Origin of the sequence: Castellaniella defragrans 65Phen, assembly GCF_000612685.1 — a bacterium.
GTDB lineage: Bacteria > Pseudomonadota > Gammaproteobacteria > Burkholderiales > Burkholderiaceae_B > Castellaniella > Castellaniella defragrans.
The window spans coordinates 720,969-745,890 of the sequence record NZ_HG916765.1 but is presented as its reverse complement, the minus strand read 5'-3'; the positions used below and the strand labels follow the sequence as shown (position 1 = coordinate 745,890).

The window sequence follows — 24,922 nt, the reverse complement described above, 5'->3', positions numbered from 1 at the left end:
GGCGCGGATCGCGCCGGACACAGACGGGAGAGCCTTTCGATGACACTGTCCGCCAGGCCGGGCAGCAGCCGTACCTCTCCGGCTTCCGGCAAGACCGGATTCCGGCTGCCTGGCCTGTCCCTCCTGCAGATGCTGGTCCTGCTGTTCTGCGCCGCGGCCATCGGCGTGATCTGGCTCGCCACCCTGCAGCGCACCACCTTCGAGCGCGCCCAGGCCGTGGCCGCCGCCATGCGCTCCAACGCCAACCTGGCCATCGCCCTGGAGCAGCAGGTGGCCCGCACCCTGAAGGAAGCCGAGCAGATCGCCGTCTTCGCCCGCCAGACGTACCTGCGCGACGGCCCCAGGCTGGATCTGGCGCGCTGGGCCGAGCAGCGCACCATCCGGGACAAGGCCTTCACCATCCTCAGCATCGTCGACGAAACCGGCGCCGTCGTCACCAGCACGCAGGGCGCCAGCCGCGTCAACTACGCCGACCGCGATTTCTTCACGCGGCAGCGCGACAACCGCGAAGACACGCTCTACCTGGACCGGCCCGTCCTGGGCCGGATCTCCGGCGAATGGCGCATCCCCATGTCCCTGCGCATCCAGCGGCCGGACGGCGGCTTCGGCGGCGTGGTCGTACTGTCGGTGGACCCCGCCAACTTCGCCACGCTCTACGGCGGAATCCGCCCGGGCCCCTCCGACATGCTGGAGATCGCCGGCCTGGACGGCGCCCTGCGCAGCCGCCTGATCGGCGCGCGCCCCACGTACGGCCTGGATTCCGGCAGGCACCCCTGGAACCTGCGCCAGGCCACCCAGCCCGAGGGCTCGTTCGTGGACGACGGCGATTCCATCGACGGCGTCACCCGCATCATCAGCTACCGCACGATGAGCAGCTACCCGCTGATGATCACCGTCGGCACGGACTATGCCGAGGTCCTGGCCCCCGCCCGGCAGCGCCGCGAGACCTACCTGCTCCTCGCCGGCGGCGCGACGGCCGCCCTGGCCGGACTCGCCGTCCTGTTCCTCTTCCTGTCGCTGCGCCAGCGCACGGCCACCGAGGTCCTGGAGGCCAACGAGGCGCTGTTCCGCGCCACCTTCCACCAGGCGGCCATGGGCATCGCCCGTGTCGCGCCCGACGGCCGCCTCCTGGAGGTCAACGAAAAGTTCTGCCGCATGCTGGGCTACGAGGCGGACGAACTGCTCAAGCGCACCCTGTTCGACCTGGTCGATCCGGGCGACCGGGACGGCGCCCGCGCCTTCCTGAACGGCCGCCTGACGGCGCATTTCCTGGGCCCCCCGCCCGAAGTCGAGAAACCCTACCGGCGCCGCGACGGCAGCCTGCTCTGGGTCTGCGAGGCCCTCAGCGTCGTGCGCGACGCGGCCGGCCTGCCCGATTTCCTGGTGGCCGTCGTGCAGGACATCACGGCCCGCAAGAACCTGGAGACCCGCCTGTCGCACGACGCCCTGCACGACGCGCTGACTGGGCTGCCCAACCGCGTCATGTTCCAGGACCGCTGCGCCCGCGCCCTGGAGGCGGCCAACCGCCACAACGGCCTGGCAGCCGTGCTGTATCTGGACCTGGACGGCTTCAAGGAGGTCAACGACAGCCACGGCCACGCGATGGGCGACATCCTGCTGCAGCAGGTGGCCCGCCGCCTGGAACACTGCGTGCGCGCCGGCTCCGAGGACACCGCGTCCCGCTTCGGCGGCGACGAGTTCGGCATCGTCCTGGCGGGCCTGGACGACCTGGAAGGCTGCGAACGCGTCGCCCGCACGATCCTGGAGGCGCTGGCCCGCCCCTTCGACCTCGCCGACGACGTCCAGGTGCGGATTTCGGCCAGCATCGGCGCGGCGATCTACCCCCGGCACGGCCAGGACCCGGACGCCCTGGTGGCCCACGCCGACGCCGCCATGTACGCGGCCAAGCATTCCGGCAAGAACCGGTTCCGCTGGGAACCCCTGCCCAACGCGCCCGTGCAGCGGGGCGCCGCGGCGCCCCGGTCGTAACCGGTCCCCCGCACCGGGCGATACATCCCGACCGTCCGCGCCGGGCGGCACTTTCAGCCCGCATCAGATGGCCCTTCCCGAGTCCCCGCGCCGGGCAACACTCCCCGGCTCCCTGGCCGGTCCACACTTCCCGACCTTCCACACCGGGCTACACTTCCCCCACCATGGAAGCCTGGCTGCAATCCTCGATCCATACCCTGCTGGTCCTGTTCGCGCTGCCCAGGATCGGGCTGCCCGCGATCTTCGTCATCAGCCTGGTGTCGGCCACGCTGCTGCCGCTGGGATCGGAACCGGCCGTCTTCGCCTACGTGCAGATCGCGCCCGCCATGTTCTGGCCCGCCGTCCTGGTCGCCACCGCCGGGAACACGACGGGCGGCGCGATCAGCTACGCCATGGGCGCGGGCGCGGAGGCCGCCTGGCACCGCTGGCGCGCCCGGCAGGCCGCCAGCCACGATGACCCGCCGGCATCGCCGGCCGGAGCCACCGCCCCGGCCGGCGCGGCGACGAATTCCGGCATCCCGCCCCGCACGGATGCGACGCGCCCGGCCAGCCCCCCCTCGCCCGGCGGCCGCTGGCACGCCCTGACCACCCGCTGGTTCCACCGCTTCGGCCCGCCCGCGCTGCTGTTGTCCTGGCTGCCCGTCGTCGGCGACCCGCTGTGCGCCGTGGCCGGCTGGCTGCGCCTGCCCTTCTGGCCCTGCGTCGCCTACATGGCCATCGGCAAGTTCCTGCGCTACGCCGTCATGACGATCGCCCTGCTGCACGCCTGGCCGCGGGTGAGCGGGTGGCTTTGAGCACCCACCCCCTCCCCCTCATCACCTCCCGATATAAGCTCATCCCGAATCGAGGACGTTTTGCCTTTACACTAAGCGATTGCCCCTCCGGCCATCAGGGGCACAGACTCCTCGACATCTTCATGAACGCCCCTGTCGCCCGCGAACTGCTCGCATCCCCCCAGGCGCCGCGCCTGCGTGAAATCCCCTACAACTACACTTCCTGGTCGGACCGCGAAATCGTCTGCCGGCTGCTGGGCGAGGAATCCTGGCGGCTGCTGTCCGAACTGCGCTCGCAGCGGCGCACCGGCCGCTCGGCCCGGATGCTGTTCGAGGTGCTGGGCGACATCTGGGTGGTGCTGCGCAACCCCTACCTGCAGGACGACCTGCTGGACGACCCCAAGCGCCGCCACCTGCTGATCGAGGCCCTGAACCATCGCCTGGCCGAGATCGACCACCGGCGCGACGACGACCACGGCCCGCGCGACGCCCAGGTGCAGAAGCTGCTGGCGGCCGCCCGCACCGCCGTCGCCGACTTCGAGGCCCGCTTCGTCGAAACGGCCGAACTGCGCCACGCGGCCCTGAAGAAACTGTCCCGCCTGACCCGCCGCGACAACATCCGCTTCGATGGCCTGTCGCGCGTCTCGCACGTCACCGACGCCACCGACTGGCGCGTGGAATACCCCTTCGTCGTGCTGATGCCCGACACCGAGGACGAGATCGCCGCTCTGGTGCGCGCCTGTATCCGCCTGGGCCTGACCATCATCCCGCGCGGCGGCGGCACCGGCTACACCGGCGGCGCCATCCCGTTGACCTGGCGCTCGGTGGTCATCAACACCGAAAAACTCGACGCCATCGGGCCGGTCGAGGCCGTCGCCCTGCCGGGGGTCGAGGCCCCCGTCCACACCGTCCTGACCGGCGCCGGCGTGGTGACGCGCCGCGTGGCGGAGGCCGCCGAGGCCGCCGGGCGCGTCTTCGCCGTGGACCCGACCTCGGCCGACGCCTCCTGTGTGGGCGGCAACGTCGCCATGAACGCCGGCGGCAAGAAGGCCGTGCTCTGGGGCACGGCGCTGGACAACCTCGCCTGGTGGCGCATGGTGGACCCCCAGGGCCACTGGCTGGAAGTCACCCGCCTGGACCACAACCTGGGCAAGATCCACGAGGTGGACGAGGCCCGCTTCGAGCTGAAATGGTTCGACGGCGCCAGGCGCCCCGGACAGGCCCTGCTCAAGACCGAGATCCTCGTCATCGAAGGCCGGCGCTTCCGCAAGGCCGGGCTGGGCAAGGACGTCACCGACAAATTCCTCGCCGGCCTGCCCGGCGTGCAGAAGGAAGGCTGCGACGGCCTGATCACGGCCGCGCGCTGGATCCTGCACCGCATGCCGACGCACACGCGCACCGTCTGCATGGAATTCTTCGGCCAGGCGCGCCAGGCCGTGCCGTCCATCGTCGAGGTCAAGGACTACCTGGACACCCGGGGCCGGGCCCAGGGCGTGCTGCTGGCCGGCCTGGAGCACCTGGACGAGCGCTACCTGCGCGCCGTCGGCTACGCCACCAAGAGCAAGCGCGGCACCCTGCCCAAGATGGTCCTGATCGGCGACATCGTGGGCGACGACGAGCACGCCGTGGCCCTGGCCGCCAGCGAGGTCGTGCGCATCGCCAACTCGCGCCACGGCGAAGGCTTCATCGCCGCCAGTCCCGAGGCGCGCAAGAAATTCTGGCTGGACCGCGCCCGCACCGCCGCCATCGCGCGCCACACCAACGCCTTCAAGATCAACGAGGACGTGGTGATCCCGCTGGCGCGCATGGGCGAATACACCGACGCCATCGAGCGCATCAACATCGAGCTGTCCACGCGCAACAAGCTGCGCCTGGCCGACGCCCTGCAGGACTACCTGGACGGCGACCTGCCGACCGGCAAGGCCGAGGACCCCGACGACGCCGAGCACACGCGCGACACCATCCTGTCCGCCCGCCGCCGCGACGCCCTGGACACCCTGGCCGCCGTGCGCCGCCGCTGGGCCTGGCTGCTGGATCACCTGGACGCCCCGCTGGCCGGCAGCCTGGACACCCTGGCCGGCCTCGGCCTGGGCGAGCGCCGGCCCGAACTGGAAGAGCGCCTGGCCGCCCAGCCGGACGCGCGCATCGTCGACCTGGTGCAGGACCACACCCTGCGCATTTCCTGGAAGACCGACATCCGCGCCGCCATGGAGCGCCATTTCGCCGGCGCCGAATGCGCCGCGATCCTGGCCGGCCTGCAGGCCACCCACGACCGCATCCTGAAAAGCCGCGTCTTCGTCGCCCTGCACATGCACGCCGGCGACGGCAACGTCCACACCAACATCCCCGTCAACTCCGACGACTACGAGATGCTGCGCGAGGCCAACGACGCCGTCGCCCGCATCATGGGCATCGCCCGCGACCTGGACGGCGTGATCTCGGGCGAGCACGGCATCGGCCTGACGAAATACGAGTTCCTCAGCGAGGCCGAACTGGCGCCCTTCCAGGACTACAAGCGCCGCATCGACCCGGAAGGCCGCTTCAACGCCGGCAAGCTGATGCCCGGCGCCGACCTGACGCGCGCCTGGACGCCCAGCTTCAACCTGCTGGGCTACGAGTCGCTCATCATGCAGCGCACCGAGATCGGCGCCATCTCCAACGCCATCAAGGACTGCCTGCGCTGCGGCAAGTGCAAGCCCGTCTGCGCCACCCACGTGCCGCGCGCCAACCTGCTCTATTCCCCGCGCAACAAGATCCTGGCGACCTCGCTGCTGATCGAGGCCTTCCTGTACGAGGAACAGACCCGGCGCGGCGTCAGCATCCGCCACTGGGAGGAATTCGAGGACGTCGGCGACCACTGCACGCTGTGCCACAAGTGCTTCAACCCCTGTCCGGTGGACATCGACTTCGGCAACGTGTCCATGGACATGCGCGCCCTGCTGCGCCGCATGGGCAAGAAGTCCTTCAATCCGGGCACGGCCGCGTCGATGTTCTTCCTCAACGCGAAGGACCCGCGCGTCATCAAGGCCACCCGCGCCGCCATGATCGGCATGGGCTACAAGGCCCAGCGCCTGGCCCACGACCTGCTGGCGCCGGTGGCCAGGCGCCAGGTGGCCCATCCCCCGGCCACCGTGGGCAAGGCCCCGGTGCGCGAGCAGGTGATCCACTTCGTCAACAAGAAGATGCCCGGCGGCCTGCCCAAGCAGACCGCCCGCAAGCTGCTGGACATCGAGGACCCGCACATCATCCCGATCATCCGCAACCCGGCCGCCACGGCGCCGGACAGCGAGGCCGTATTCTATTTCCCGGGCTGCGGCTCCGAGCGCCTGTTCTCGCAGGTGGGCCTGGCGACCCAGGCCATGCTGTGGCACGTGGGCGTGCAGACCGTGCTGCCGCCCGGCTACCTGTGCTGCGGCTACCCGCAGCGCGGCAACGGCCTGGCCGACAAGGCCGAGCAGATGGTCACGGACAACCGCGTGCTGTTCCACCGCATGGCCACGACGCTGAACTACCTGGACATCAAGACGGTGGTGGTGAGCTGCGGCACCTGCTACGACCAGCTCGAAAGCTACCAGTTCGACAAGATATTCCCCGGCTGCCGGCTGATCGACATCCACGAGTACCTGCTGGAAAAGGGCGTGGACATCGCCGGCGTGCAGGGCGTGCGCTACATCTACCACGACCCCTGCCACACGCCCATGAAGCAGCAGGATCCGATGAAGACGGTGAAATCCCTGCTGGGCGCGGGCAACGCCATCAAGACCGACCGCTGCTGCGGCGAATCCGGCACGCTGGCGGTCTCGCGGCCCGACGTCTCCACCCAGATCCGCTTCCGCAAGCAGGAAGAACTGGCGAAGAACACCGCCGCCATCCGCGCCGACGGCTTCCAGGGCGAAGTGAAGATGGTGACGTCCTGTCCGTCCTGCCTGCAGGGCCTGGCGCGCTACGAACAGGACACCGGCCTGTCGGCCGACTACATCGTGGTCGAGATGGCCCGGCACCTGCTGGGCGAGAACTGGATGCCGGACTACGTGAAGGCCGCCAACGCGGGGGGCATCGAGCGGGTGCTGGTGTAGAGGACCGGCCCCGGGCGGCGCGCCCCGCCGGGCCTGCGGCGGCATGCCTGGAGCCGCAGGCCGGCCAGCCGGCGGTCAGGCTCAGGCCTCCGGCCCTGTTTCAAACGCACAGACCGTATACACCGGCAGGCCCGATTCCCGGACGGCCTTGGAGCCGCCCAGGTCGGGCAGGTCGATGATGGCGGCGGCCTCGGCCACGTTGGCCCCCAGGCGCTGCAGCAGGCGGGATGCCGCCATCATCGTGCCGCCGGTGGCGATCAGGTCGTCGATCAGCAGCACGCGCTGGCCCGGCCGCACCGAATCCGTGTGCATCTCCACCGTCGCGTTGCCGTATTCCAGGGCGTATTCCTCGGCCACCGTGCGGAATGGCAACTTGCCCTGCTTGCGCACCGGCACGAAACCCAGGTTCAGCTCGTAGGCCAGCACCGAGCCCACGATGAAGCCGCGCGCATCGATGCCCGCCACCAGGTCCAGGCGCTGGCGCATGTAGCGGTAGACGAACAGGTCGATCAGCACGCGGAACGAGCGCGGGTCCTGCAGGACCGGCGTGATGTCGCGGAACTGCACGCCGGGCTTCGGCCAATCGGGCACGGTGCGGATCGTGTCGCGGATGTACTGGGCCGGATCGGTTTGCATGGCGGGCGTCCTGTGAGGCTGGGCGGGGGCGGGGGGCATGGAGGCGCGCACAGTTTAACAAGCCGCCTCCCTCACCGGGGAGCCCGTTACGCTTAAAATCGCAAGATGCATGCCCATCCCCAACCCAGTCCCGAGGCGATCCGCGCCAGCGCCGACCGCACCTTCGGCATCGAAATCCAGGCCCTGCAGGCCCTGCGCAGCCGCATCGACGCGCGCTTCGCGCAGGCCGTCGGCCTGATCCTGGACTGCCCCGGCCGCGTCGTCGTCACCGGCCTCGGCAAGTCCGGCCACGTCGCCCGCAAGATCGCCGCCACGCTGGCGTCCACCGGCACGCCCGCCTTCTTCATGCACGCGGCCGAGGCCATCCACGGCGACCTGGGCATGCTCACCGGCCAGGACATCCTGCTGGCCATCTCGTATTCCGGCTCGGCGCAGGAACTGATCACCATCATTTCCGTGGCCAAGCGCATGGGCACGCGCATCATCGCCCTGACCGGCCACGCCGGCTCCGAACTCGCCCGCAGCGCCGACCTGACGCTGGACGCCGCCGTGGGCCAGGAAGCCTGCCCGCTGAACCTGGCGCCCACTGCCAGCACCACGGCCGCCCTGGTGCTGGGCGACGCCATCGCCGTCGCCTGCCTGGAGGCGCGCGGCTTCAACCGCGAGGACTTCGCCCGTTCGCACCCCGGCGGCGCCCTGGGCCGGCGGCTGCTGACCTCCGTGGCCGACGTCATGCGCAGCGGCACGGCCCTGCCGCGCGTCGCCCCCGACACCCTGATCCCCGACGCCCTGACCGAAATGTCCGCCAAGGGCATGGGCATGACCATCGTCCTGGAGGGCGAACGCCCCGTGGGCCTGTTCACCGACGGCGACCTGCGCCGCATGATCGCCCAGCACGGCGACATCCGCGCCCTGCCGGTCTCGGCCGGCATGAGCCGCCACCCGCGCTCGATCCCGGCCGACGCGCCGGCCATCGAGGCCGCCTCCATCATGGACGCGCACAAGCTCAACCAGATGCTGGTGCTGGACGACGACGGGCTATTATTGGGGGCTCTGCACATGCACGACCTCCTCGCCGCAAAGGTCATCTGATGAACGAACAGCCCGGTTTCTCCCACCCCGCCGAAGCCCAGATCCTGGCCCGCGTCCCGGAAACGGTCCGCGACCGCGCGCGCGCCGTGCGCCTGATGGTGTTCGACGTGGACGGCATCCTGACCGACGGCAGCCTCTGGTACGGCGAGCACGGCGAGGCCGTCAAGCCCTTCAACGCGCTCGACGGCCACGGCCTGCGCCTGCTGCGCGAGCAGGGCATCCGCGTCGCCTGGGTCAGCGGCCGCAAGAGCGCCATCACGGCCCGCCGCGCCGCCGAGCTGGGCATCTCCCCCGCGCTCCAGGGCGTGCGCGACAAGATCACCACGGTCGAGGAACTCGCGCGCGAGGCCGGCCTGTCCCTGCAGGCCGTGGGCTACATGGGCGACGACATCATCGATCTGCCCGTGCTGCAGTGCGTGGGCTTCGCCGCCAGCGTGCCCAACGCTCCCTTCTACGTCGGCCAGGCGGCCCACTGGACCAGCACCCTGCGCGGCGGCGCGGGCGCCGTGCGCGAATGCTGCGACCTGATCCTGGCGGCCCAGGGCCGCCTGGGCGCCTGCTTCACCGCCTCGCTGTCCACGCTGGGCGGAGCCATCCAGTGAAGGACCGCCTGCCCAGCCTCGTGGCCGTGCTGCTGCTCGGCCTGCTGGTGCTGGGCACCTGGTGGGCGTCCGACTACGCCCTGCGCTCGATCGAGGTGGACCCGCCCCGGCGCGTGACGCACGAGCGCGATTCCTGGTCGGACCGGTTCGTGATGGTGCGCACCGACGCGGCCGGGCGCGCCATCAACCGCCTCGAAGGCAAGGCCATGGAGCACTTCCCGGACACCGGCGCCTACGAGATCACCGCGCCGCGCGCGGTCGGCCACCAGCCCGACACGCCCATCACCGAAGGCACCGCCGACCACGGCACGGTCGACGAGCACGGCGACCGCATCGTGCTCAACGGCAACGCCCACGTGAAACGCCTGCCCGACGCCGACCACCAGCTGCTCGACGTGCGCAGCACCCAGCTCATCATCGAACCCAGCCGCGACCTGGTCCACACCGACCGGCCGGCGCTGGTCGTCAACGGCCATTCCACGTTGCGGGGCACGGGCATGCGCTACGATAATCGCACCCGCCAGCTCACCGTCACGGCGGCCAGCGACGTCAAGATTTCGGGCGAAGACCAGGCTGCCCGCAACGCCGCACCCAAAAAGAACGCACACCCATGAAAATCCCGTCTCCCGCCCTGATCGCATCGGTCGCCGCCTGCGCCCTTTTCCTGGCCGCCCAGGCCGCCGGCGCGCAGAACACGCCCGCGCCCGCCGCGGAAGAACCCGACACGGTGATCCTGTCCGACACCCTGCACTACGACGACGTCAACAAGGTCAGCACCTTCACCGGCAACGTGGTCCTGACCCGCGGCGCGATGACCCTGCGCGGCGACAAGCTCGTCACGCGCGAGGACGCCCAGGGCAACCAGTTCGGCACCGCCACGGCCGCCAAGGGCCAGTTCGTCACCATCCGCCAGGAAAACCCCGAGAAATTCGAGACGCTCATCGCCACCGGCCTGCAGGCCGACTACGCCGGCACGTCGGGCGACATCACCCTCACGGGCCAGGCGACCGTGACGCGCCAGATCTGCGGCGAGACTTTCGACAACGTGCGCGGCGCGCGCATCGTCTACCACCAGAAGTCCGGCACCTACGAGGCGTTCGGCGGGCCGAATTCGGCCGCCGCCGGCGGCCGCGTCCGCTCCCTGGCGCAGCCCCAGTCCCGCATCGACCAGGCCATCGCCCGGTGCAAGGCCAAGCAGGCGGGCCGCCGCTGATCCTCATGCCCGCACACGATTCCCATTCGAGCGCAGCCGACGCCACCCGCGCCTCCGGCAGCCTGCAGGCCATCGGCCTGGGCAAGACCTTCGGCCGCCGGGCCGTCGTCCAGGACGTTTCCCTGTCGGTGGACAGCGGCGAGGTCGTCGGCCTGCTCGGCCCCAACGGCGCCGGCAAGACCACCAGCTTCTACATGATCGTGGGGCTGATCCCGGCCGACACCGGCCGCATCCTGATCGACCACCACGAAGTCACCGGCATCCCCATGCACCGGCGCGCCCGGCTGGGCCTGTCCTACCTGCCCCAGGACGCCTCGGTCTTCCGCCGCCTGACGGTGGAACAGAACATCCGCGCGGTGCTGGAACTGCAGCGCGATTCCCAGGGCCGCGCCCTGTCGGCCGCCGCCCTGGAAGAACGCCTGGAATCCCTGATCGACGAACTGCAGATCGAGCACATCCGCCGCAACATGGCGATTTCCCTGTCGGGCGGCGAGCGCCGCCGGGTGGAGATCGCCCGCGCCCTGGCCACCCACCCGCGCTTCATCCTGCTGGACGAGCCCTTCGCCGGGGTGGATCCGATCGCCGTGATCGAAATCCAGCGCATCGTGCAGTTCCTGAAAGGCCGCAACATCGGCGTGCTGATCACCGACCACAACGTGCGGGAAACCCTGGGGATCTGCGACCGCGCCTACATCATCAGCGAAGGCCGCGTCCTGACCAGCGGCCACCCCAGCGAGATCGTGGACAACGAGGCCGTGCGCCAGGTGTATCTGGGGAAGAATTTCCGCATGTGAGCGTGCGGGGGGATTTTGCCGGACCTGCGCAATCCCCCGCCTCATGGCCCGTGGCGGACTGTTCCGCGCACCAGCCGATCCCGCCATCTTACACCGTAAGAGGGCCCTTGATGTGGCGGGGGCAATGGGTACACTGGACCTGTCATCGAACTGTCAGAAAAGGAGGCCAATCCCGTCCGTACCCGGTTCCCCCGGAACCCTCCCCGTCTTTCCGCAAGGAGTCTGCATATGAGCCTGACAATCACCGGTCGCAATCTGGAAATCACCCCGGCCATCCGCGAATACGTCCAAACCAAGACGGCACGCGTGCTGCGGCACTTCGATCAGGTCATCGACACCCAGGTCATGCTCTCGATCGAGCCCCTCAAGCACACCGCCGAAATCACCATGCGCCTGCGTGGCAAGGACCTGCACTGCGAAGCCTCGGATGACAACCTGTACGCGGCCATCGATCTGCTGGTCGACAAGGCCGACCGCCAGGTCATCAAGTACAAGACCAAGGCTCAGAACCACGTCCACGAACCCCCGAAGCGCCAGGAAATCCCCGCCTGACGGCACCTGGCAGGGCCGCTTCTCCCGGCCCGGATGAGCACATGGCCTCGAGACGATCGTCCGGGGCCATATTGTTTGCGGCCCATTTACCTATAATGGACGCCATGAATCTCACTGCCCGCATCCTGCCGCCCGACAACATCGTCCTGGACCTGGCTGCCACCAGCAAGAAGCGTGCCTTCGAGCACGCCGGCCTGCTGTTTGAAAACCATCAGGGCGTCGCCCGCACGGCGGTGTTCCACAGCCTGCTGGCACGCGAACGGCTCGGCTCGACCGCCCTGGGCCACGAGGTCGCCATCCCCCACGGGCGGCTCAAGGACCTGCGCGAGCCCCACGCCGCCTTCGTCCGGCTCGCCGAACCCGTGCGCTTCGACGCCAACGACGGCCGCACCGCCCGCCTGCTGTTCTTCCTGCTGATACCGGAAACCGCCACCCAGGCCCACCTGGACCTGCTGGCCGGCATCGCCCGCCTGATGTCCGACGCCGGCATCCGCCAGACCCTGACGCAGTCCACGGACCCTCGGGAAGTCCACCAACTCATCCTGACTGGCGCGAGCGCCCCGGCCCCTGAACATGCTGACCATCCAAGAGCTGATTCGTGACAACACCGAGAAGATCGCCTTCTCCTGGGTCTCGGGCAAGGAAGCCGCCGCGCACCGCCTGATTTCCGACACCGGCGGCGCCGCCGCCGATCTGATCGGCCACCTGAACCTGATCCACCCGGGCCGCATCCAGGTCTTCGGCGCCGAGGAAATGTCCTACTACACGCGGCTCGAACCGCGCCGGCGTCTGCACCACCTGGACGACCTGGTGGCCGGCGGCGTTCCGGCCATCGTCCTGGCGTCCGGCACGCGGGCCCCCGACGACCTGCGGGCCTACTGCCTGGACCACGACATCCCGCTGCTGGCGACGCCCATCGACGCCGCCCTGCTGATCGACCTCCTGCGCATCTACCTGGGCAAGCGGATGGCGCCCAAGACCACGGTCCACGGCGTCTTCATGGACGTGCTGGGCCTGGGCGTGCTGATCACCGGCGAATCGGGCCTGGGCAAGAGCGAGCTGGCCCTGGAGCTGATTTCCCGCGGCCACGGGCTGGTGGCCGACGACGCCGTCGAACTCTCGCGCACCGCGCCCAACTTCGTCGAGGGCCAGTGCCCGGCCCTGCTGCAGAACCTGCTGGAAGTCCGCGGCCTGGGCCTGCTGGACATCCGCACGATCTTCGGCGAGACCTCGGTGCGGCGCAAGATGAAGATCAAGCTCATCGTGCATCTGGTGCGCATGACCCCGGAAACCTTCGAGCGCCTGCCGACCCAGGACGAATACCAGGACATCCTGGGCATCCCGATCCGCCGCGTGATGCTGCAGGTCGCGGCGGGCCGCAACCTGGCCGTGCTGGTCGAGGCCGCCGTGCGCAACACCATCCTCAGCCTGCGCGGCATCGACACCATGGGCGACTTCATCGAACGCCAGGCGCTGGCCATCATGGAAAGCTCCCGGGAGGCGCGGACGTGAGCGCGCGCCCGGCCCCCTGCCTCGCCGCCCAAGGCGCAGCCGGCCGAGGCCTCGTTCCACCGCGGCCGGTGGCTCCCTCGCCGCGCCCGCCATGCTGAACATCGTCCTCATCACCGGCATCTCGGGCTCGGGCAAGTCCGTGGCCCTGCGCATGCTGGAAGACACCGGCTACACCTGCATCGACAACCTGCCGGTGCGCTTCCTGCACGAGTTCATCGCCAGCACCCAGGACAGCGGCCTGGAGCGCGTGGCGGTCGCCATCGACGTGCGCACGCCCGGCGACCTGGACGACCTGCCCGGGATCCTGACCGGCCTGCGCGCCATGGGCACCGCGCTGCACGTGATCTTCCTGGACGCCGACGACAACACCCTGATGCAGCGCTATTCCGAATCCCGGCGCCGCCACCCCCTGACCGACCGCCTGCGCCACGAGGGCCTGGACCCTTCCCTGCAGGACTGCATCACCCGCGAACGCGAACTCCTGGCGCCCCTGCGCAACCAGGAACACGTCATCGACACGTCCGACCTGGCGCCCGGACAGCTGCGCGCCTGGGTGCGCGACCTGGTCCAGACGGACCGCCCCGCGGTGATCCTGACCTTCGAGTCCTTCGCCTACAAGCGCGGGGTGCCGCACGACGCCGACCTGGTCTTCGACGTGCGCTGCCTGCCCAACCCCCACTACGACGCGCAGCTGCGCCCCCTGACGGGGCGCGACGCCCCGGTCGCCGCCTGGCTGGCCCAGTTCGGCAGCGTCGAAAGCATGATCGACGACATCGCGGCCTTCATCCGCAAATGGCTGCCCCTGTACATGCAGGACACGCGCAACTACCTGACGGTGGCCATCGGCTGCACCGGCGGCCAGCACCGCTCGGTCTACGTCACCGAACAGCTCGCCCGCCGCTTCGCCGACCACTCCCCCCTGCTGGTGCGCCACCGCAACCCCAAGCTGCAGGAGCCGCGGCCATGAGCGGTACGCCGGGCGGCATGCGGGCCGCGAGGCGGGCGGCGCGCGGGCTCGCCCTGGGCCTGCTGGGCGCCGCGCTGGTGGTCCTGGCGGGCTGCGCCTCGCGCTCGGGCGGCTACTACAAGGACGACGGCCCGGGGCGCGACATCCCGGCCGACATCGAATCGATCCCCGACGCCGTGCCGCGCATCGAGCGGCACGCCGCGGCCAATTTCCGCGCCTACGAAGTCTTCGGCGTGCGCTACATCCCCATCGGCGAGGACCAGCCCTACCGCCAGGAAGGCCTGGCCTCCTGGTACGGCCGCAAATTCCACGGCGAACGGACCGCCAATGGCGAGACCTACGACATGTACGCCATGACGGCGGCGCATCCGACCCTGCCGATCCCCAGCTACGCGCGGGTCACCCGGGTGGGCACCGGCCGCTCGGTGATCGTGCGCATCAACGACCGGGGCCCCTTCCACCCGGGGCGCATCATCGACCTGTCCTACGTGGCCGCCGCCAAGCTGGGCCTGATCGGCCCCGGCAGTGGCCGGGTGGTGGTGCAGGCCATCACCAATGCCGACATCCGCGCCGGGCGCTATCCGGCGGCGCCCCTGATGGCGTCCGCCTCCACTTCCGCCTCCGCCTCGGCCGCCGCGCCGGACACGACGCCGGCCCCCGCCACGGCGCCCCCGCCGTCCGACGCGGTCCGGACGCAGGCGGTCAGCCTGCCCGCCGCGCCGCCGCCCGCGCCGCTGGAGTCCCTGGCGCCGCTGGAGCCCGCCCCCGCGTCCCCCGGCATGCGCCAGCCGGGCGGCGTCTATCTGCAATTCGGCGCCTTCTCCTCGGCCCAGAACGCCCAGGCGCTGGCCCGGCGCGTCAACATCGAGGCCGCCGGCCAGGCCGGCCCCGCCACCGTCACCCACCAGCCGCCGCTCTACAAGGTCCGCATGGGCCCCTACCTGTCGCGCGACGAGGCCGCCCACACCGCCTCGCGGCTGGCGGAATCCGCCGGGCTGAACCCCGTGATCGCGCTGGATGAGTCCGGACACCGAGCAGTCCCTGCGGACTGATCGGTGCCTGACGAATCGGAGCGCCTTGCAAGGCGCGACGTGGAGAGATGCCACAATTTGAACCGAGCAGTCCCTGCGGACTGATCGGTGCCTGACGAATCGGAGCGCCTTGCAAGGCGCGACGTGGAGAGATGCCACAATTTGAACCGAGCAGTCCCTGCGGACTGATCGGTGCCTGACGAATCGGAGCGCCTTGCAAGGCGCGACGTGGAGAGATGCCACAATTTGAAAATGGCCCCATCCGGACTCATCCCCGCGCCAGCGCCCAGGCGTACAGGCGGTCGCGCGCCAGCCCCGTGGCCCGGGCGCCGATGCGCGCCGCGTCGCGCACGGACAGGTCCTCCAGCAGCGCCTCCATGAGCCGGCGCTGTTCGGCCGACAGGTCCTCGTCCGCCGCCTCGGCTTCCTCGGCGGCGTGCACCACCAGCACGAACTCGCCCTGCTCCCGGTGGGCGTCCCCGTCCAGCCAGGCGAGGGCCTCGCCCGCCGACAGGGTGCGGATCTCCTCGAAGCGCTTGCTCAGCTCGCGCGCCACGGTCAGCCGCCGGCCCGGCCCGGCCGCCGCCGCCAGGTCCGCGAGGGCCGCCCGCAGGCGGTGCGGCGTCTCGAACATGACCACCGGCACCGGCCAGGCGAGCCACCGTTCCAGCCATTTGCGGCGCGCCTGCGCCTTGGACGGCATGAAGCCGGCGAAGGCGAAGCCGGGCTCCTCGTCGCGGGTGGCGCCGCTCGCCATGAGGGCGGCGATGACGGCGCTGGGCCCCGGCAGGGGCACGACGCGGTAGCCGGCCGCCTGGACCTCGCGCACCACCCGCGCCCCGGGATCGCTCACCGCGGGCGCGCCGGCGTCGGACACCAGGGCGATGCGCTCGCCCTGGGCCAGCCGCCGGATCACGGCCTCGGCCGCCTCGCGCTCGTTGTGGCGGTGGGCCGCCAGCAGCGGCGTGGCGATCCCCCAGGCATCCAGCAGCGCACGGGTGGTGCGGGTGTCCTCGGCCGCGATCGCGTCGCAGCGGCGCAGGGCCTCCCAGGCGCGCAGGCTCAGGTCTTCCAGATTGCCGATCGGCGTGGCGACCACGTACAGGCAGCCCGCCGGCCAGGACTGGCCCGCCGCCAGCTCGGCGTGACGTTTCCACGTCGGCCCGGCCTTTTCCCAGTCTGCGCTGTCCGTCATACTCGATCCTTCCTCCTGCGGAGTTGATGTCCTGCCATGCCCGCCGACCCCTACGAAGCCGCCCGGCAGGCCCAGCGCGGCGCGGTGGCGCGCCGCAAGCGGCGGCTGCGGCGCAGCGGAACGGCGGCCGCCGGCTCCACCGCCGGCACCGCCCGCCTCGCCGGCTCTGCCGATCCTGCGGGCCCCGCCCACCTTGCCGACCCTGCGGGTCCTGCGAAGCCCACCGGCCTCGCCGTCACCGGGCCGCTGCCGGCCGGGTCCCCGACCCAGCGCCAGGGCCGCGCGGCCGAAGCGCGGGCGGCGCGCCACCTGGAAGCGCGCGGCGTGCGCATCCTGGCGGTCAACCTGCGCTGCCGCGCCGGGGAAATCGACCTGGTGGCCCGCGAGGGCGCCGTGCTGCTGTTCATCGAGGTGCGGGAACGCCGCAACCCGGCCTTCGGCGGCGCCGCCGCCAGTGTAAACCGCTCCAAGCAGGCCCGGCTGATCCGCGCCGCGCACCACTTCCTGCCCCGGCTCGCGCGGCTGCATTTCGGCGGCGCGGCGCCGGCCTGCCGCTTCGACGTGGTGGCCTTCGAGGCGGACCGGCCCCGCTGGATCCGCGACGCCTTCCGCGCGTAAAACACCTCGGGTCCTGTCCGGTTGATTCTGATCCTTACCTTCGGCGCCTGGCCTCGCCATGCTGCGTTGCCTGTCCGCCTCACCGCTTGCAAGCGGTTCGGATTCGTCAGGCACGGAGCAGTCCGCAGGGACTGCCCCGTGTCCGGACTCATCCCTCAAACTGTTACGTTCATGGGCGCCGGGGCCGCGCGCTCATGCGATAATCGGTCCCATGGACATGACCTCCCGCATGACGTCGCATTTCGACGACGCCGTCGACGCGTTCCGCTCCAGCGCCCGCGAACTGGCGCCCGCCCTGGCGGCCGCGGTCGACCTGCTGTTCGGCGCCCTGACCAACAACGCCCGCATCCTCGCCTGCGGCAACGGCGGCTCCGCCGCCGACGCGCAGCACTTCGTGGCAGAACTCGTGGGCCGCTTCGAGCGCGACCGCCTGCCGCTGGCCGGCATCGCCCTGAACACCGACACCTCCATCATGACCGCCGTGGGCAACGACTACGGCTTCAATTCCGTGTTCGAGCGCCAGGTGGCCGCCCTGGGCCAGCCCGGCGACATCCTGGTGGCCATCACCACCAGCGGCAATTCGCCCAACGTGCTGCGCGCCGTCGAGGCCGCGCACGAGCGCGACATGCAGATCATCGCCCTCACCGGCAAGGGCGGCGGCCAGATCGGCACCCTGCTCTACGAGACCGACATCCACCTCTGCGTCCCGCACGACCGCACCATGCGCATCCAGGAAATCCACATCCTGCTGCTGCACGCCCTGTGCGACGGCATCGACGCGCTGCTCCTGGGGGACCCTCTCTGATGCCCGTTCCCGCCCGCACCCTCGCCCGGCTCCTGATCGGCCTGTCCTGCCTGTCCGCCCTGTCGGGCTGCGGGCTGTTCATCGTCGGCGGCGCGGCCGCCACCTCCGCCGCCGTGGCCACCGACCGGCGCACCGCCGGCGAGCAGGTCGACGACCAGACCATCGAACTGCGCGTCTCCAGCGAGATGAACAAGACCTTCGGCGAAAAGGCCCGCGTCGTGGGCACCTCCTACGCGGGCCGGCTGCTGCTGCTGGGCGACGTCCCCACGGAAGCCGACCGGCAGCGGGCCGAGTCCATCGCCCGGGGCATCACCAAGGTCCGCTCGGTGGACGACTACATCCGGGTCGGGGACCTCACCCCGCTCAGCGTACGCACCAACGACACCTGGCTCACGTCCAAGGTCAAGAGCCAGCTCGTGGCCGCCGAAGGCGTGCCCTTCCGCACCATCAAGGTCACCACCGAGCGCGGCGTCGTCTACCTGATGGGCAAGGTCACCGAGGACGAAGGCCGCCGCGCCGCTTCCGCCGCCTCGGGCGTCTCGGGGGTCAACAAAGTCGTAAAATTGTTCACGATCGTGGCGCGCGAGACCCTGCTCGTCGATCCCGGCAAGCAGTCCCCCGCGCCCGTCACCGATTCCAGTTCATCCAGCGCCCCCGGCCCCACGCCCGCGCCCGCGGGCGGCGACGGAGGCGCGCAGACCATGCCCGTGCAATGAGAAACATGACCCCCACGCTGCGCCCCTCGGGCGTGCTGCCCCCCAAGGGGGCTTTTCATCTTGGGACGGCCCTGCGATGAAAAAACTCTTTCTCGCCATCGCGGCCGTCGTGGCGATCGGCGCCGTCGTCACCTGGCAATCCATGGATTCGGCCCTGGCGGCGCCCGACGTCGCCTTCACCGACCTGAACGGCCACACCGTCACCACGCAGGACCTGCGCGGCAAGGTCGTGCTGGTCAAGTTCTGGGCCACCAGCTGCACCACCTGCGTGGCGCAGATGCCCGACACCATCCGCCACTACCAGGAACTGAAATCCCGCGGCTTCGACACCATCGGCGTGGCCATGCAGTACGACCCGCCCAACTACGTCAAGAACTTCACCGAAACGCGCCAGCTGCCCTTCCCGGTGGTCATCGACGCCCAGGGCAAGATCGCCCGGGCCTTCGGCGACGTGCGCCTGACGCCCACGGCCTTCCTGATCGACAAGCAGGGCCGCATCATCAAACGCTATCTCGGCAACTACGACGAAAAGGCCTTCATGGCCACGGTCGAACAGGCGCTGGCATCCTGACATGACGAACACCGACGCGGACATCGCCCCCCAAACGCCGGCCGCCCTCAAGGCCGAGGTCCTCTCCGAAGCCCTGCCCTACATCCGCCGCTTCCACGGCAAGACCGTCGTCATCAAGTACGGCGGCAACGCCATGACCGACGAACAGCTGCAGCGCAGCTTCGCCCACGACGTGGTGCTGCTCAAGCTCGTCGGCCTGAACCCGGTGGTGGTGCACGGCGGCGGCCCGCAGATCAACAGCGCGCTCAAGCGCATCGGCAAGGAAGGCACCTTCATCCAGGGCATGCGCGTCACCGACGCCGAAACCATGGAAGTCGTCGAATGGGTGCTGGCCGGCCAGGTCCAGCAGGACATCGTCATGATGGTCAACGAGGCCGGCGGCAAGGCCGTGGGCCTGACCGGCAAGGACGGCTGCCTGATCCGGGCGCGCAAGAAGCTCATGCCCGACCCCGACCATCCCGGCCAGACGCTGGACATCGGCTTCGTGGGCGACATCGAACGCGTCGAGCCGGCCGTGGTCAAGGCGCTCCAGGACGACCAGTTCATCCCCATCATCTCGTCCATCGGCTACGGCGAGGACGGCCAGGCCTACAACATCAACGCCGACGTCGTCGCCGGCAAGATGGCCGAGGTCCTGGGCGCCGAAAAGCTCGTCATGCTGACCAACACCCCGGGGGTGCTGGACAAGAACGGCCAGTTGCTGCGCAGCCTGTCGGCCCAGACCATCGACGCCCTGTTCCAGGACGGCACGCTGTCGGGCGGCATGCTGCCCAAGATCTCCTCTGCGCTGGACGCCGCCCGCCATGGCGTGAATTCGGTGCACATCATCGACGGCCGCGTGCCCCACTGCCTGCTGCTGGAAATCCTCACGGACCGCGGCGTGGGCACCATGATCAGCTCGCACTGATGCGCCACCCCATGCGGCAATGCGCATCGCCCGCGGGAGCCGCCGGCGCTCCCGCCGCGAGCGCGGCGCCGCCCCCGGCGAGAAATCCCTTCCGGGAGGACGGCGCGAAGCGCCCAGGGGGCCCGATGCACGCCCCCAGCCCCCTGCGGCGCCGTCGGCCCCTCGGGCCCGACGATCCGGTCTGGCTGTTCGACCTGGACAACACCCTGCACGACGCCTCGCGCGGCATCTTCCGCGCCATCGACCGGCGCATGGGCGCCGCCGTGGCACGGACGCTGGACCTGCCCCAGGACCAGGCCGACGCCCTGCGCCTGCGCTACTGGCAGCGCTACGGCGCCACCGCCATCGGCCTGGCGCGCCACCACGGGGTGAACCTGCGCCAGTTCCTGGCCACCTGCCACGATTTCGACATCGCCCCGCTGGTGCACGCCGAGACCGGCCTGGCCGCCCGGCTGCGCGGCCTGCCGGGCAGGCGCATCGTGCTGACCAACGCCCCCGCCCACTACGCCCGCCGGGTGCTGGATGCGCTGGGGATCCTGCAGGAATTCGACGGCCTGTGGGCCATCGACCACATGATGCCCATGGGGCTGGCGCGGCCCAAGCCCTCGCCGGGCCTGATGCGCATGGTGGCCGCCCGGCTGGGCGTGCCCGCCCGCCGGATCATCCTGGTCGAGGACACCGAGCGCAACCTGAAATCGGCCCGCCAGGCCGGCATGCGCACCGTCTGGCTGTACCACCCGGGCACGCCGTTCTCGCGCCAGCGCAACGGCCGCGACCTGTACGTGGATGCGCGGATCAACCGCCTGGGGACCCTGCTGCTGCAGGCCCGCGCCGGGCGCATGCCGGGCAGTCGGGATCGCGCCTGAAACGGATCGTGTGCCACTGCATGCGCAGGGCATCGACCGACAGCAGCCGTCCGACCAGGGGCTCGCCCATGCCCGTGATCACCTTGATGGCCTCGGCCGCCTGGACGCTGCCCACCATGCCCACCAGGGGGCCCAGCACCCCGGTGGTGGCGCAGCGCAGTTCCTCGACGTCGTCGGCCTCCGGAAACAGACAGTGATAGCAGGGCGCGTCGGCGTCGCGCAGGTCGTAGACGCTGATCTGGCCGGAGAACTTGATCGCCGCCCCCGAGACCAGGGGCTTGCGGGCCGCCACGCAGGCGCGGTTGATGGCGTGCCGGGTGGCGAAATTGTCGCAGCAGTCCAGGACCACGTCGGCCTCCAGGACCAGCTCGCGCAGGCGCGAGTCGTCCAGGCGTTCCACCAGCGCGCGCACCTGGACGTCGGGATTCAGCGCCAGCAGGGCGTCCCGGCCCGATTCGGCCTTGGGCCGTCCCAGGCCGGCCATGGCATGCAGGATCTGGCGCTGCAGGTTGCTGAGTTCGACGACGTCGTCGTCCACCAGGGTGATGCGCCCCACGCCCGCGGCGGCCAGGTACAGCGCCGCCGGGGACCCCAGGCCGCCCGCGCCGACGATGAGCGCCCGGGCGGCCAGCAGGCGCTCCTGGCCCTCGATGCCCAGCTCGTCGAGCAGGATGTGCCGGGCATAGCGCGTCAGCCGCGCATCGTCCAGGGCGGATTCTGCGCCCATCACGGGATCCTGATCAGGCCTTCCGGGGTGATGCGGTAGCGCTCGACCCCGTCGCCACCATCATTCAGGGTTTTTTTTTCTGCCGGACCGGGTTTCCTGGCCGCTTCGTTCGCCGGACCCGCCGGGGCTTTCGCCGTGTCGGCCGGCTTTTCGGCCTGGGCCTCGGCGCGCGCCTGGCGCACCTGGGCGGGATCGGATTTCTGGATCGGCCGGCCCTGCAGCGCATTGACGGCCTGGCGCAGCTGCCAGTCGTCGGCGCCGCCGAACTCGAACATCTTGATCTCGCCCTGCACGAAATCGCCGTCTTCCGCATCGCCCGCCTGGGCGTCGGACTGGGTTTCCAGGTGGTGCTGCAGATCGACCTCGCGCTGCATGCGGAACAGGTTGCCGGCGGCGCTGTCGTCCACCACGTGGTCGGGAGAGACCCCCGTGTTCTGGATCGAGCGGCCGCTGGGCGTGTAGTAGCGCGCGGTGGTGAGCTTGATGCCCGTGTCCTTGTCCAGCTGCAGGACGGACTGCACCGAGCCCTTGCCGAACGTGCGGTTGCCGATGATGCGGGCGCGCTTGTAGTCCTGCAGGGCGCCGGCCACGATCTCCGAGGCCGAGGCCGAGCCGATGTTGACCAGCACCACCATCGGCACCGTGTGCGTCCAGGCGGGCAGCTGCCCGCCGTCCTCGACGCCGTGGCTGCCGTTCAGGGGGCGGGCATAGAATTCCTCGTTCGAGGACGGGATGCGGCCCTTGGTGGATACGACCAGCTTGCCGGGCTCCAGGAAGGCCGAGGCCACGCCGATGGCGCCGTCCAGCAGGCCGCCCGGATCGTTGCGCAGGTCCAGCACCAGGCCCTTGGGCGCCTGCTTCTTCGACAGGCTGGCCAGCATGCGCACCAGGTCGGACGTGGTGCGGTCCTGGAACTGGCTGATGCGCACGTAGGCGATGTCGCCGTCGAGCATCTTGCCGCGCACGCTGCGGGTCTTGATCATTTCCCGCACGATGTGGAATTTCAGGGGCTTGGGGCTGCCGGCGCGCTGGATCGTCAGGTTGATCGGGGTGCCGGGCTCGCCGCGCATCTTCTTCACGGCGTCGTTCAGGTTCATGCCCTTGGTGGGCTCGCCGTCGATCTGGGTGATGAGGTCGCCCGTCAGGATGCCGGCGCGCGCCGCCGGCGTGTCCTCGATCGGGGCGATGACCTTGGGCATGCCGTCCTGGGTGCCGATCTCGATGCCCAGCCCGCCGAAGCCGCCGCGGGTGATGTCCTGCATCTGCTTGTAGGCTTCCTCGTCCAGGTACACCGAGTGCGGGTCCAGGTCGGCGAACAGGCCCTTGATCGCGTCGTCGATCAGCGACTGGTCGGACACGGGCTCGACGTAGCTGGACTTGATCGCGCCGTAGACGTTGGCGAACTGCTGCAGCGCCTTGAGCGGCAGGGGCTCGCCCTTCTGGGCGGCCGCCGAGATGCCGAGGCTGACCAGGATGCCCCCCAGGAAACCCACCAGAATCCAGCTCAACGATCGATTGTTTCGAGTGCCCATGCACGTTCCTAAGCGATGTTCGGGCCGCCGCGGCTGCGCTGGGCGCGCCTGGGACGGCGAATGACACATAGTACAGAAAAATTAAGCATCAAATGGTCCTGGGGGACGCGCAAGCCGGGGCATCTCCCCACCTCGCGGCCCGCAGGGGACTGTCACGTGTCCTATCTCATCCACAGTTCCGGATTGATCGGGGCTCCCTGGTGCCGCAATTCAAAATACAGGCCGGGCTCGACCTGGCCGCCGGTGGCGCCGACCCGCGCCACCTCGTCGCCGCGCGCCACCACGTCGCCGACCTGGCGCATCAGGGACTGGTTGTAGGCGTAGATGCTGAGGTACTGCTTGCCGTGGTCGATGATGAGCAGGTTGCCGAAGCCGCTCAGCCAATGGGCGTACACCACGCGGCCAGGGGCCACGGCGCGCACCGGCGTGCCCGCCGCCGCGCGCAGCACGATGCCGCGCCACAGCCCGCCGTCGGGCCGCTGGGTGCCGAAACGTCCCTGGATCTCGCCCGCCACGGGACGGGGCAGGCCCTTGCGCAGCCCGGCGAAGCCGCCCTCGGGCTCGGTGCGCGCGGCCGCCTCGCGCTCGGGCGGCGCCTCGCCGGCGTCCGCCGGGGCTTCTTCGCCCGCCGGTTCGGCGCGACGGGCGTCCTCCTGCCGGGCGTCTTCCCGCTGGGCCTCCTCCCGCTGGATGTCCTCCCGCCGCGTCTCCTCCCGCCGGGCATCTTCCCGCGCCGGAGACTGGTCGGCAGGCGCCCCGGCGGCCCGCGTCCCGTCCGCCTCGGCCTCCCGCACATGGCGCTCGGCCTGCTCGCGCACCTGGCGCGCCTGCTCGGCGGCGCGGGCGCGTTCCTGTTCGCGGCGGGCCTTTTCGGCCCGGGCGCGTTCGGCCCGCTCGCGCGCGCGGCGTTCGGCCTCGGCCTTCAGGGCCGCCTGGCGCCGCGCTTCGGCGCGGGCGATCTCGGCGTCCAGGTCCTGGATGAGGCTGCCCAGGCGCGCATCGCGCGCCTGCAGCTGCCTGGCCTGGCCGCGCTCCTCGTCCAGCCGGGCGCGGATCTCGTCCAGCACTTCGCGGCGCTGCGCCTGCTGCGCCTGCAGTTCCTCGCGGCGCTGCCGGACGTCGGCGCGCACCGATTCGAGGTCGCGGCGGCCCTCGTCGGTCTGCCGCCGCAGGTCGGCCAGCCGGTCCAGCGTGGCGCGCAGCGCGTCGAGCGCCTGGGTGCGGGAGCGGGTGACGTAGGCCAGCCAGGCCAGTTCGCGGCCGATCTCCTGCGGATCGCGTCCCGAGAGCAGGGCGGTCCAGGGCGACAGGCCGCTGGCGTACTGGGCGCGCAGCTGGGCCGCCAGGGCCTGCTGCTGGCGTTCGAGTTCTTCGGACTGCTGGCCGCTGGCCGCGTCCAGCCGGCTCAGCGTGTCCTGCAGCGTGGCCTCGCGCCGGTCCAGTTCGGCCAGCTCGCGGCTGATGTCGGAAATCGCCTGCTCGGACGCCTGCAGCGCGCGGCTGGCGTCCTCGCGCGAGGATTCCGACGATTCGATGCGCTTTTGCAGCGCATCGATCTGCGCGCGCAGGGCGGCCCGGTCTTCGCGGGCGCGCGCCTGGCGGGCTTCCAGGGCGGAATCCGCCCAGGCCGTCTGGCAGGCCAGGACGGCCGCCAGGCACAGCGGCGCCAGCCCGCGCCAGCCGCCCAGGCGCGGCGCGGGCCGGCCGCGCGAGTCCGGGCGCCCGCCCGCCGGGGCGATGGAGTCCAT

Annotated in this window: 24 protein-coding genes; 19 read left to right on the top strand and 5 right to left on the bottom strand. The window is 70.7% G+C overall.

Annotation, left to right across the window (positions count from 1 at the left end):
- The first annotated feature begins 39 nt into the window (after positions 1 to 39).
- The 3 genes from BN940_RS03310 (at position 40) to BN940_RS03300 (ending at position 6,838) form a co-directional block, all read left to right on the top strand.
- Positions 40 to 1,989, top strand: coding sequence for a bifunctional diguanylate cyclase/phosphodiesterase (locus BN940_RS03310; RefSeq protein ID WP_052355568.1), 1,950 nt, complete (start codon positions 40 to 42; stop codon positions 1,987 to 1,989).
- A 164-nt stretch (positions 1,990 to 2,153) separates the two neighbouring features.
- On the top strand, positions 2,154 to 2,783 hold the full coding sequence (locus BN940_RS03305) for a YqaA family protein (RefSeq protein ID WP_043680136.1): 630 nt from the start codon (positions 2,154 to 2,156) through the stop codon (positions 2,781 to 2,783).
- A 122-nt stretch (positions 2,784 to 2,905) separates the two neighbouring features.
- Entirely contained in the window at positions 2,906 to 6,838 is a 3,933-nt protein-coding gene (locus BN940_RS03300; protein ID WP_043680133.1) for a DUF3683 domain-containing protein, read from the top strand.
- Between the two features lie 81 nt (positions 6,839 to 6,919).
- Here the strand turns inward: BN940_RS03300 and BN940_RS03295 are convergent, their stop codons facing one another.
- Positions 6,920 to 7,474, bottom strand: a complete 555-nt coding sequence (locus BN940_RS03295) for an adenine phosphoribosyltransferase (protein WP_043680129.1) — start codon at positions 7,472 to 7,474, stop codon at positions 6,920 to 6,922.
- Between the two features lie 105 nt (positions 7,475 to 7,579).
- Here BN940_RS03295 and BN940_RS03290 point away from each other — a divergent pair, with 105 nt between their 5' ends.
- The 10 genes from BN940_RS03290 (at position 7,580) to BN940_RS03245 (ending at position 15,258) form a co-directional block, all read left to right on the top strand.
- Positions 7,580 to 8,566: a KpsF/GutQ family sugar-phosphate isomerase gene (locus BN940_RS03290; RefSeq protein ID WP_043680125.1), complete on the top strand. Its 987-nt coding sequence runs from the start codon at positions 7,580 to 7,582 to the stop codon at positions 8,564 to 8,566.
- Positions 8,566 to 9,168 (top strand): KdsC family phosphatase, encoded by a 603-nt coding sequence (locus BN940_RS03285; protein ID WP_043680122.1) that lies wholly within the window; start codon positions 8,566 to 8,568, stop codon positions 9,166 to 9,168. The genes BN940_RS03290 and BN940_RS03285 overlap by 1 nt, the downstream gene beginning before the upstream one ends.
- A complete protein-coding gene (gene lptC / locus BN940_RS03280) occupies positions 9,165 to 9,782 on the top strand; it encodes an LPS export ABC transporter periplasmic protein LptC (protein WP_043680119.1) in 618 nt (205 codons plus the stop codon). Before BN940_RS03285 ends, lptC begins: the two co-directional genes overlap by 4 nt.
- The gene (gene lptA, locus BN940_RS03275) at positions 9,779 to 10,381 is read left to right on the top strand and encodes a lipopolysaccharide transport periplasmic protein LptA (protein ID WP_043680116.1); all 603 of its coding nucleotides are present in this window, start codon (positions 9,779 to 9,781) and stop codon (positions 10,379 to 10,381) included. The genes lptC and lptA overlap by 4 nt, the downstream gene beginning before the upstream one ends.
- Before the next feature lie 5 nt (positions 10,382 to 10,386).
- A complete protein-coding gene (gene lptB / locus BN940_RS03270) occupies positions 10,387 to 11,175 on the top strand; it encodes an LPS export ABC transporter ATP-binding protein (protein ID WP_043680113.1) in 789 nt (262 codons plus the stop codon).
- A gap of 228 nt (positions 11,176 to 11,403) precedes the next feature.
- Positions 11,404 to 11,727: a ribosome hibernation-promoting factor, HPF/YfiA family gene (gene hpf, locus BN940_RS03265; RefSeq protein WP_043680110.1), complete on the top strand. Its 324-nt coding sequence runs from the start codon at positions 11,404 to 11,406 to the stop codon at positions 11,725 to 11,727.
- 104 nt (positions 11,728 to 11,831) lie between these two features.
- Positions 11,832 to 12,329 carry a PTS sugar transporter subunit IIA gene (locus BN940_RS03260; protein WP_052356026.1) on the top strand — a complete coding sequence of 166 codons (498 nt, stop codon included), beginning with the start codon at positions 11,832 to 11,834 and terminating at the stop codon, positions 12,327 to 12,329.
- Positions 12,301 to 13,239 carry an HPr(Ser) kinase/phosphatase gene (gene hprK / locus BN940_RS03255; protein ID WP_043680107.1) on the top strand — a complete coding sequence of 313 codons (939 nt, stop codon included), beginning with the start codon at positions 12,301 to 12,303 and terminating at the stop codon, positions 13,237 to 13,239. Before BN940_RS03260 ends, hprK begins: the two co-directional genes overlap by 29 nt.
- 91 nt (positions 13,240 to 13,330) lie before the next feature.
- Complete coding sequence (gene rapZ, locus BN940_RS03250; RefSeq protein WP_043680104.1) at positions 13,331 to 14,206, top strand: RNase adapter RapZ; 876 nt, start codon at positions 13,331 to 13,333, stop codon at positions 14,204 to 14,206.
- Positions 14,203 to 15,258: a septal ring lytic transglycosylase RlpA family protein gene (locus BN940_RS03245; RefSeq protein WP_242404259.1), complete on the top strand. Its 1,056-nt coding sequence runs from the start codon at positions 14,203 to 14,205 to the stop codon at positions 15,256 to 15,258. Before rapZ ends, BN940_RS03245 begins: the two co-directional genes overlap by 4 nt.
- Positions 15,259 to 15,505: 247 nt before the next feature.
- On the opposite strand, the gene rsmI is transcribed toward BN940_RS03245, so the two are convergent.
- Positions 15,506 to 16,432, bottom strand: a complete 927-nt coding sequence (gene rsmI, locus BN940_RS03240; protein ID WP_043680100.1) for a 16S rRNA (cytidine(1402)-2'-O)-methyltransferase — start codon at positions 16,430 to 16,432, stop codon at positions 15,506 to 15,508.
- Positions 16,433 to 16,468: 36 nt separating this feature from the next.
- Between rsmI and BN940_RS18275 the strand changes: the two genes are divergently transcribed.
- The 6 genes from BN940_RS18275 to BN940_RS03210 all read left to right on the top strand — a co-directional run bounded on the left by BN940_RS18275 (position 16,469) and on the right by BN940_RS03210 (position 20,915).
- A complete protein-coding gene (locus BN940_RS18275) occupies positions 16,469 to 17,050 on the top strand; it encodes a YraN family protein (RefSeq protein WP_084330487.1) in 582 nt (193 codons plus the stop codon).
- A gap of 211 nt (positions 17,051 to 17,261) precedes the next feature.
- Positions 17,262 to 17,855 carry a phosphoheptose isomerase gene (locus tag BN940_RS03230; RefSeq protein WP_043680097.1) on the top strand — a complete coding sequence of 198 codons (594 nt, stop codon included), beginning with the start codon at positions 17,262 to 17,264 and terminating at the stop codon, positions 17,853 to 17,855.
- Positions 17,855 to 18,571 carry a BON domain-containing protein gene (locus BN940_RS03225; protein WP_043680094.1) on the top strand — a complete coding sequence of 239 codons (717 nt, stop codon included), beginning with the start codon at positions 17,855 to 17,857 and terminating at the stop codon, positions 18,569 to 18,571. The genes BN940_RS03230 and BN940_RS03225 overlap by 1 nt, the downstream gene beginning before the upstream one ends.
- 76 nt (positions 18,572 to 18,647) lie before the next feature.
- On the top strand, positions 18,648 to 19,142 hold the full coding sequence (locus tag BN940_RS03220) for a peroxiredoxin family protein (RefSeq protein WP_043680091.1): 495 nt from the start codon (positions 18,648 to 18,650) through the stop codon (positions 19,140 to 19,142).
- Between the two features lies 1 nt (position 19,143).
- The gene (gene argB, locus BN940_RS03215; RefSeq protein WP_043680088.1) at positions 19,144 to 20,049 is read left to right on the top strand and encodes an acetylglutamate kinase; all 906 of its coding nucleotides are present in this window, start codon (positions 19,144 to 19,146) and stop codon (positions 20,047 to 20,049) included.
- Positions 20,050 to 20,174: 125 nt separating this feature from the next.
- Entirely contained in the window at positions 20,175 to 20,915 is a 741-nt protein-coding gene (locus tag BN940_RS03210) for a pyrimidine 5'-nucleotidase (RefSeq protein ID WP_052355567.1), read from the top strand.
- Here BN940_RS03210 and BN940_RS03205 read toward each other — a convergent pair.
- From BN940_RS03205 to BN940_RS03195, 3 genes are all read right to left on the bottom strand, one after another.
- The gene (locus tag BN940_RS03205) at positions 20,845 to 21,624 is read right to left on the bottom strand and encodes a HesA/MoeB/ThiF family protein (RefSeq protein ID WP_043685671.1); all 780 of its coding nucleotides are present in this window, start codon (positions 21,622 to 21,624) and stop codon (positions 20,845 to 20,847) included. The genes BN940_RS03210 and BN940_RS03205 overlap by 71 nt on opposite strands.
- A gap of 17 nt (positions 21,625 to 21,641) precedes the next feature.
- Positions 21,642 to 23,174, bottom strand: coding sequence for a S41 family peptidase (locus BN940_RS03200; RefSeq protein WP_043680085.1), 1,533 nt, complete (start codon positions 23,172 to 23,174; stop codon positions 21,642 to 21,644).
- A gap of 161 nt (positions 23,175 to 23,335) precedes the next feature.
- Complete coding sequence (locus BN940_RS03195; protein WP_052355566.1) at positions 23,336 to 24,922, bottom strand: peptidoglycan DD-metalloendopeptidase family protein; 1,587 nt, start codon at positions 24,920 to 24,922, stop codon at positions 23,336 to 23,338.

Coding starts and splice junctions, on each gene's coding strand:
- BN940_RS03310 (WP_052355568.1), top strand. CDS start 40: ATGACACTGTCCGCCAGGCCGGGCAGCAGCCGTACCTCTCCGGCTTCC.
- BN940_RS03305 (WP_043680136.1), top strand. CDS start 2,154: ATGGAAGCCTGGCTGCAATCCTCGATCCATACCCTGCTGGTCCTGTTC.
- BN940_RS03300 (WP_043680133.1), top strand. CDS start 2,906: ATGAACGCCCCTGTCGCCCGCGAACTGCTCGCATCCCCCCAGGCGCCG.
- BN940_RS03295 (WP_043680129.1), bottom strand. CDS start 7,474: ATGCAAACCGATCCGGCCCAGTACATCCGCGACACGATCCGCACCGTG.
- BN940_RS03290 (WP_043680125.1), top strand. CDS start 7,580: ATGCATGCCCATCCCCAACCCAGTCCCGAGGCGATCCGCGCCAGCGCC.
- BN940_RS03285 (WP_043680122.1), top strand. CDS start 8,566: ATGAACGAACAGCCCGGTTTCTCCCACCCCGCCGAAGCCCAGATCCTG.
- lptA (WP_043680116.1), top strand. CDS start 9,779: ATGAAAATCCCGTCTCCCGCCCTGATCGCATCGGTCGCCGCCTGCGCC.
- lptB (WP_043680113.1), top strand. CDS start 10,387: ATGCCCGCACACGATTCCCATTCGAGCGCAGCCGACGCCACCCGCGCC.
- hpf (WP_043680110.1), top strand. CDS start 11,404: ATGAGCCTGACAATCACCGGTCGCAATCTGGAAATCACCCCGGCCATC.
- BN940_RS03260 (WP_052356026.1), top strand. CDS start 11,832: ATGAATCTCACTGCCCGCATCCTGCCGCCCGACAACATCGTCCTGGAC.
- hprK (WP_043680107.1), top strand. CDS start 12,301: ATGCTGACCATCCAAGAGCTGATTCGTGACAACACCGAGAAGATCGCC.
- rapZ (WP_043680104.1), top strand. CDS start 13,331: ATGCTGAACATCGTCCTCATCACCGGCATCTCGGGCTCGGGCAAGTCC.
- BN940_RS03245 (WP_242404259.1), top strand. CDS start 14,203: ATGAGCGGTACGCCGGGCGGCATGCGGGCCGCGAGGCGGGCGGCGCGC.
- rsmI (WP_043680100.1), bottom strand. CDS start 16,432: ATGACGGACAGCGCAGACTGGGAAAAGGCCGGGCCGACGTGGAAACGT.
- BN940_RS18275 (WP_084330487.1), top strand. CDS start 16,469: ATGCCCGCCGACCCCTACGAAGCCGCCCGGCAGGCCCAGCGCGGCGCG.
- BN940_RS03230 (WP_043680097.1), top strand. CDS start 17,262: ATGGACATGACCTCCCGCATGACGTCGCATTTCGACGACGCCGTCGAC.
- BN940_RS03225 (WP_043680094.1), top strand. CDS start 17,855: ATGCCCGTTCCCGCCCGCACCCTCGCCCGGCTCCTGATCGGCCTGTCC.
- BN940_RS03220 (WP_043680091.1), top strand. CDS start 18,648: ATGAAAAAACTCTTTCTCGCCATCGCGGCCGTCGTGGCGATCGGCGCC.
- argB (WP_043680088.1), top strand. CDS start 19,144: ATGACGAACACCGACGCGGACATCGCCCCCCAAACGCCGGCCGCCCTC.
- BN940_RS03210 (WP_052355567.1), top strand. CDS start 20,175: ATGCACGCCCCCAGCCCCCTGCGGCGCCGTCGGCCCCTCGGGCCCGAC.
- BN940_RS03200 (WP_043680085.1), bottom strand. CDS start 23,174: ATGGGCACTCGAAACAATCGATCGTTGAGCTGGATTCTGGTGGGTTTC.
- BN940_RS03195 (WP_052355566.1), bottom strand. CDS start 24,922: ATGGACTCCATCGCCCCGGCGGGCGGGCGCCCGGACTCGCGCGGCCGG.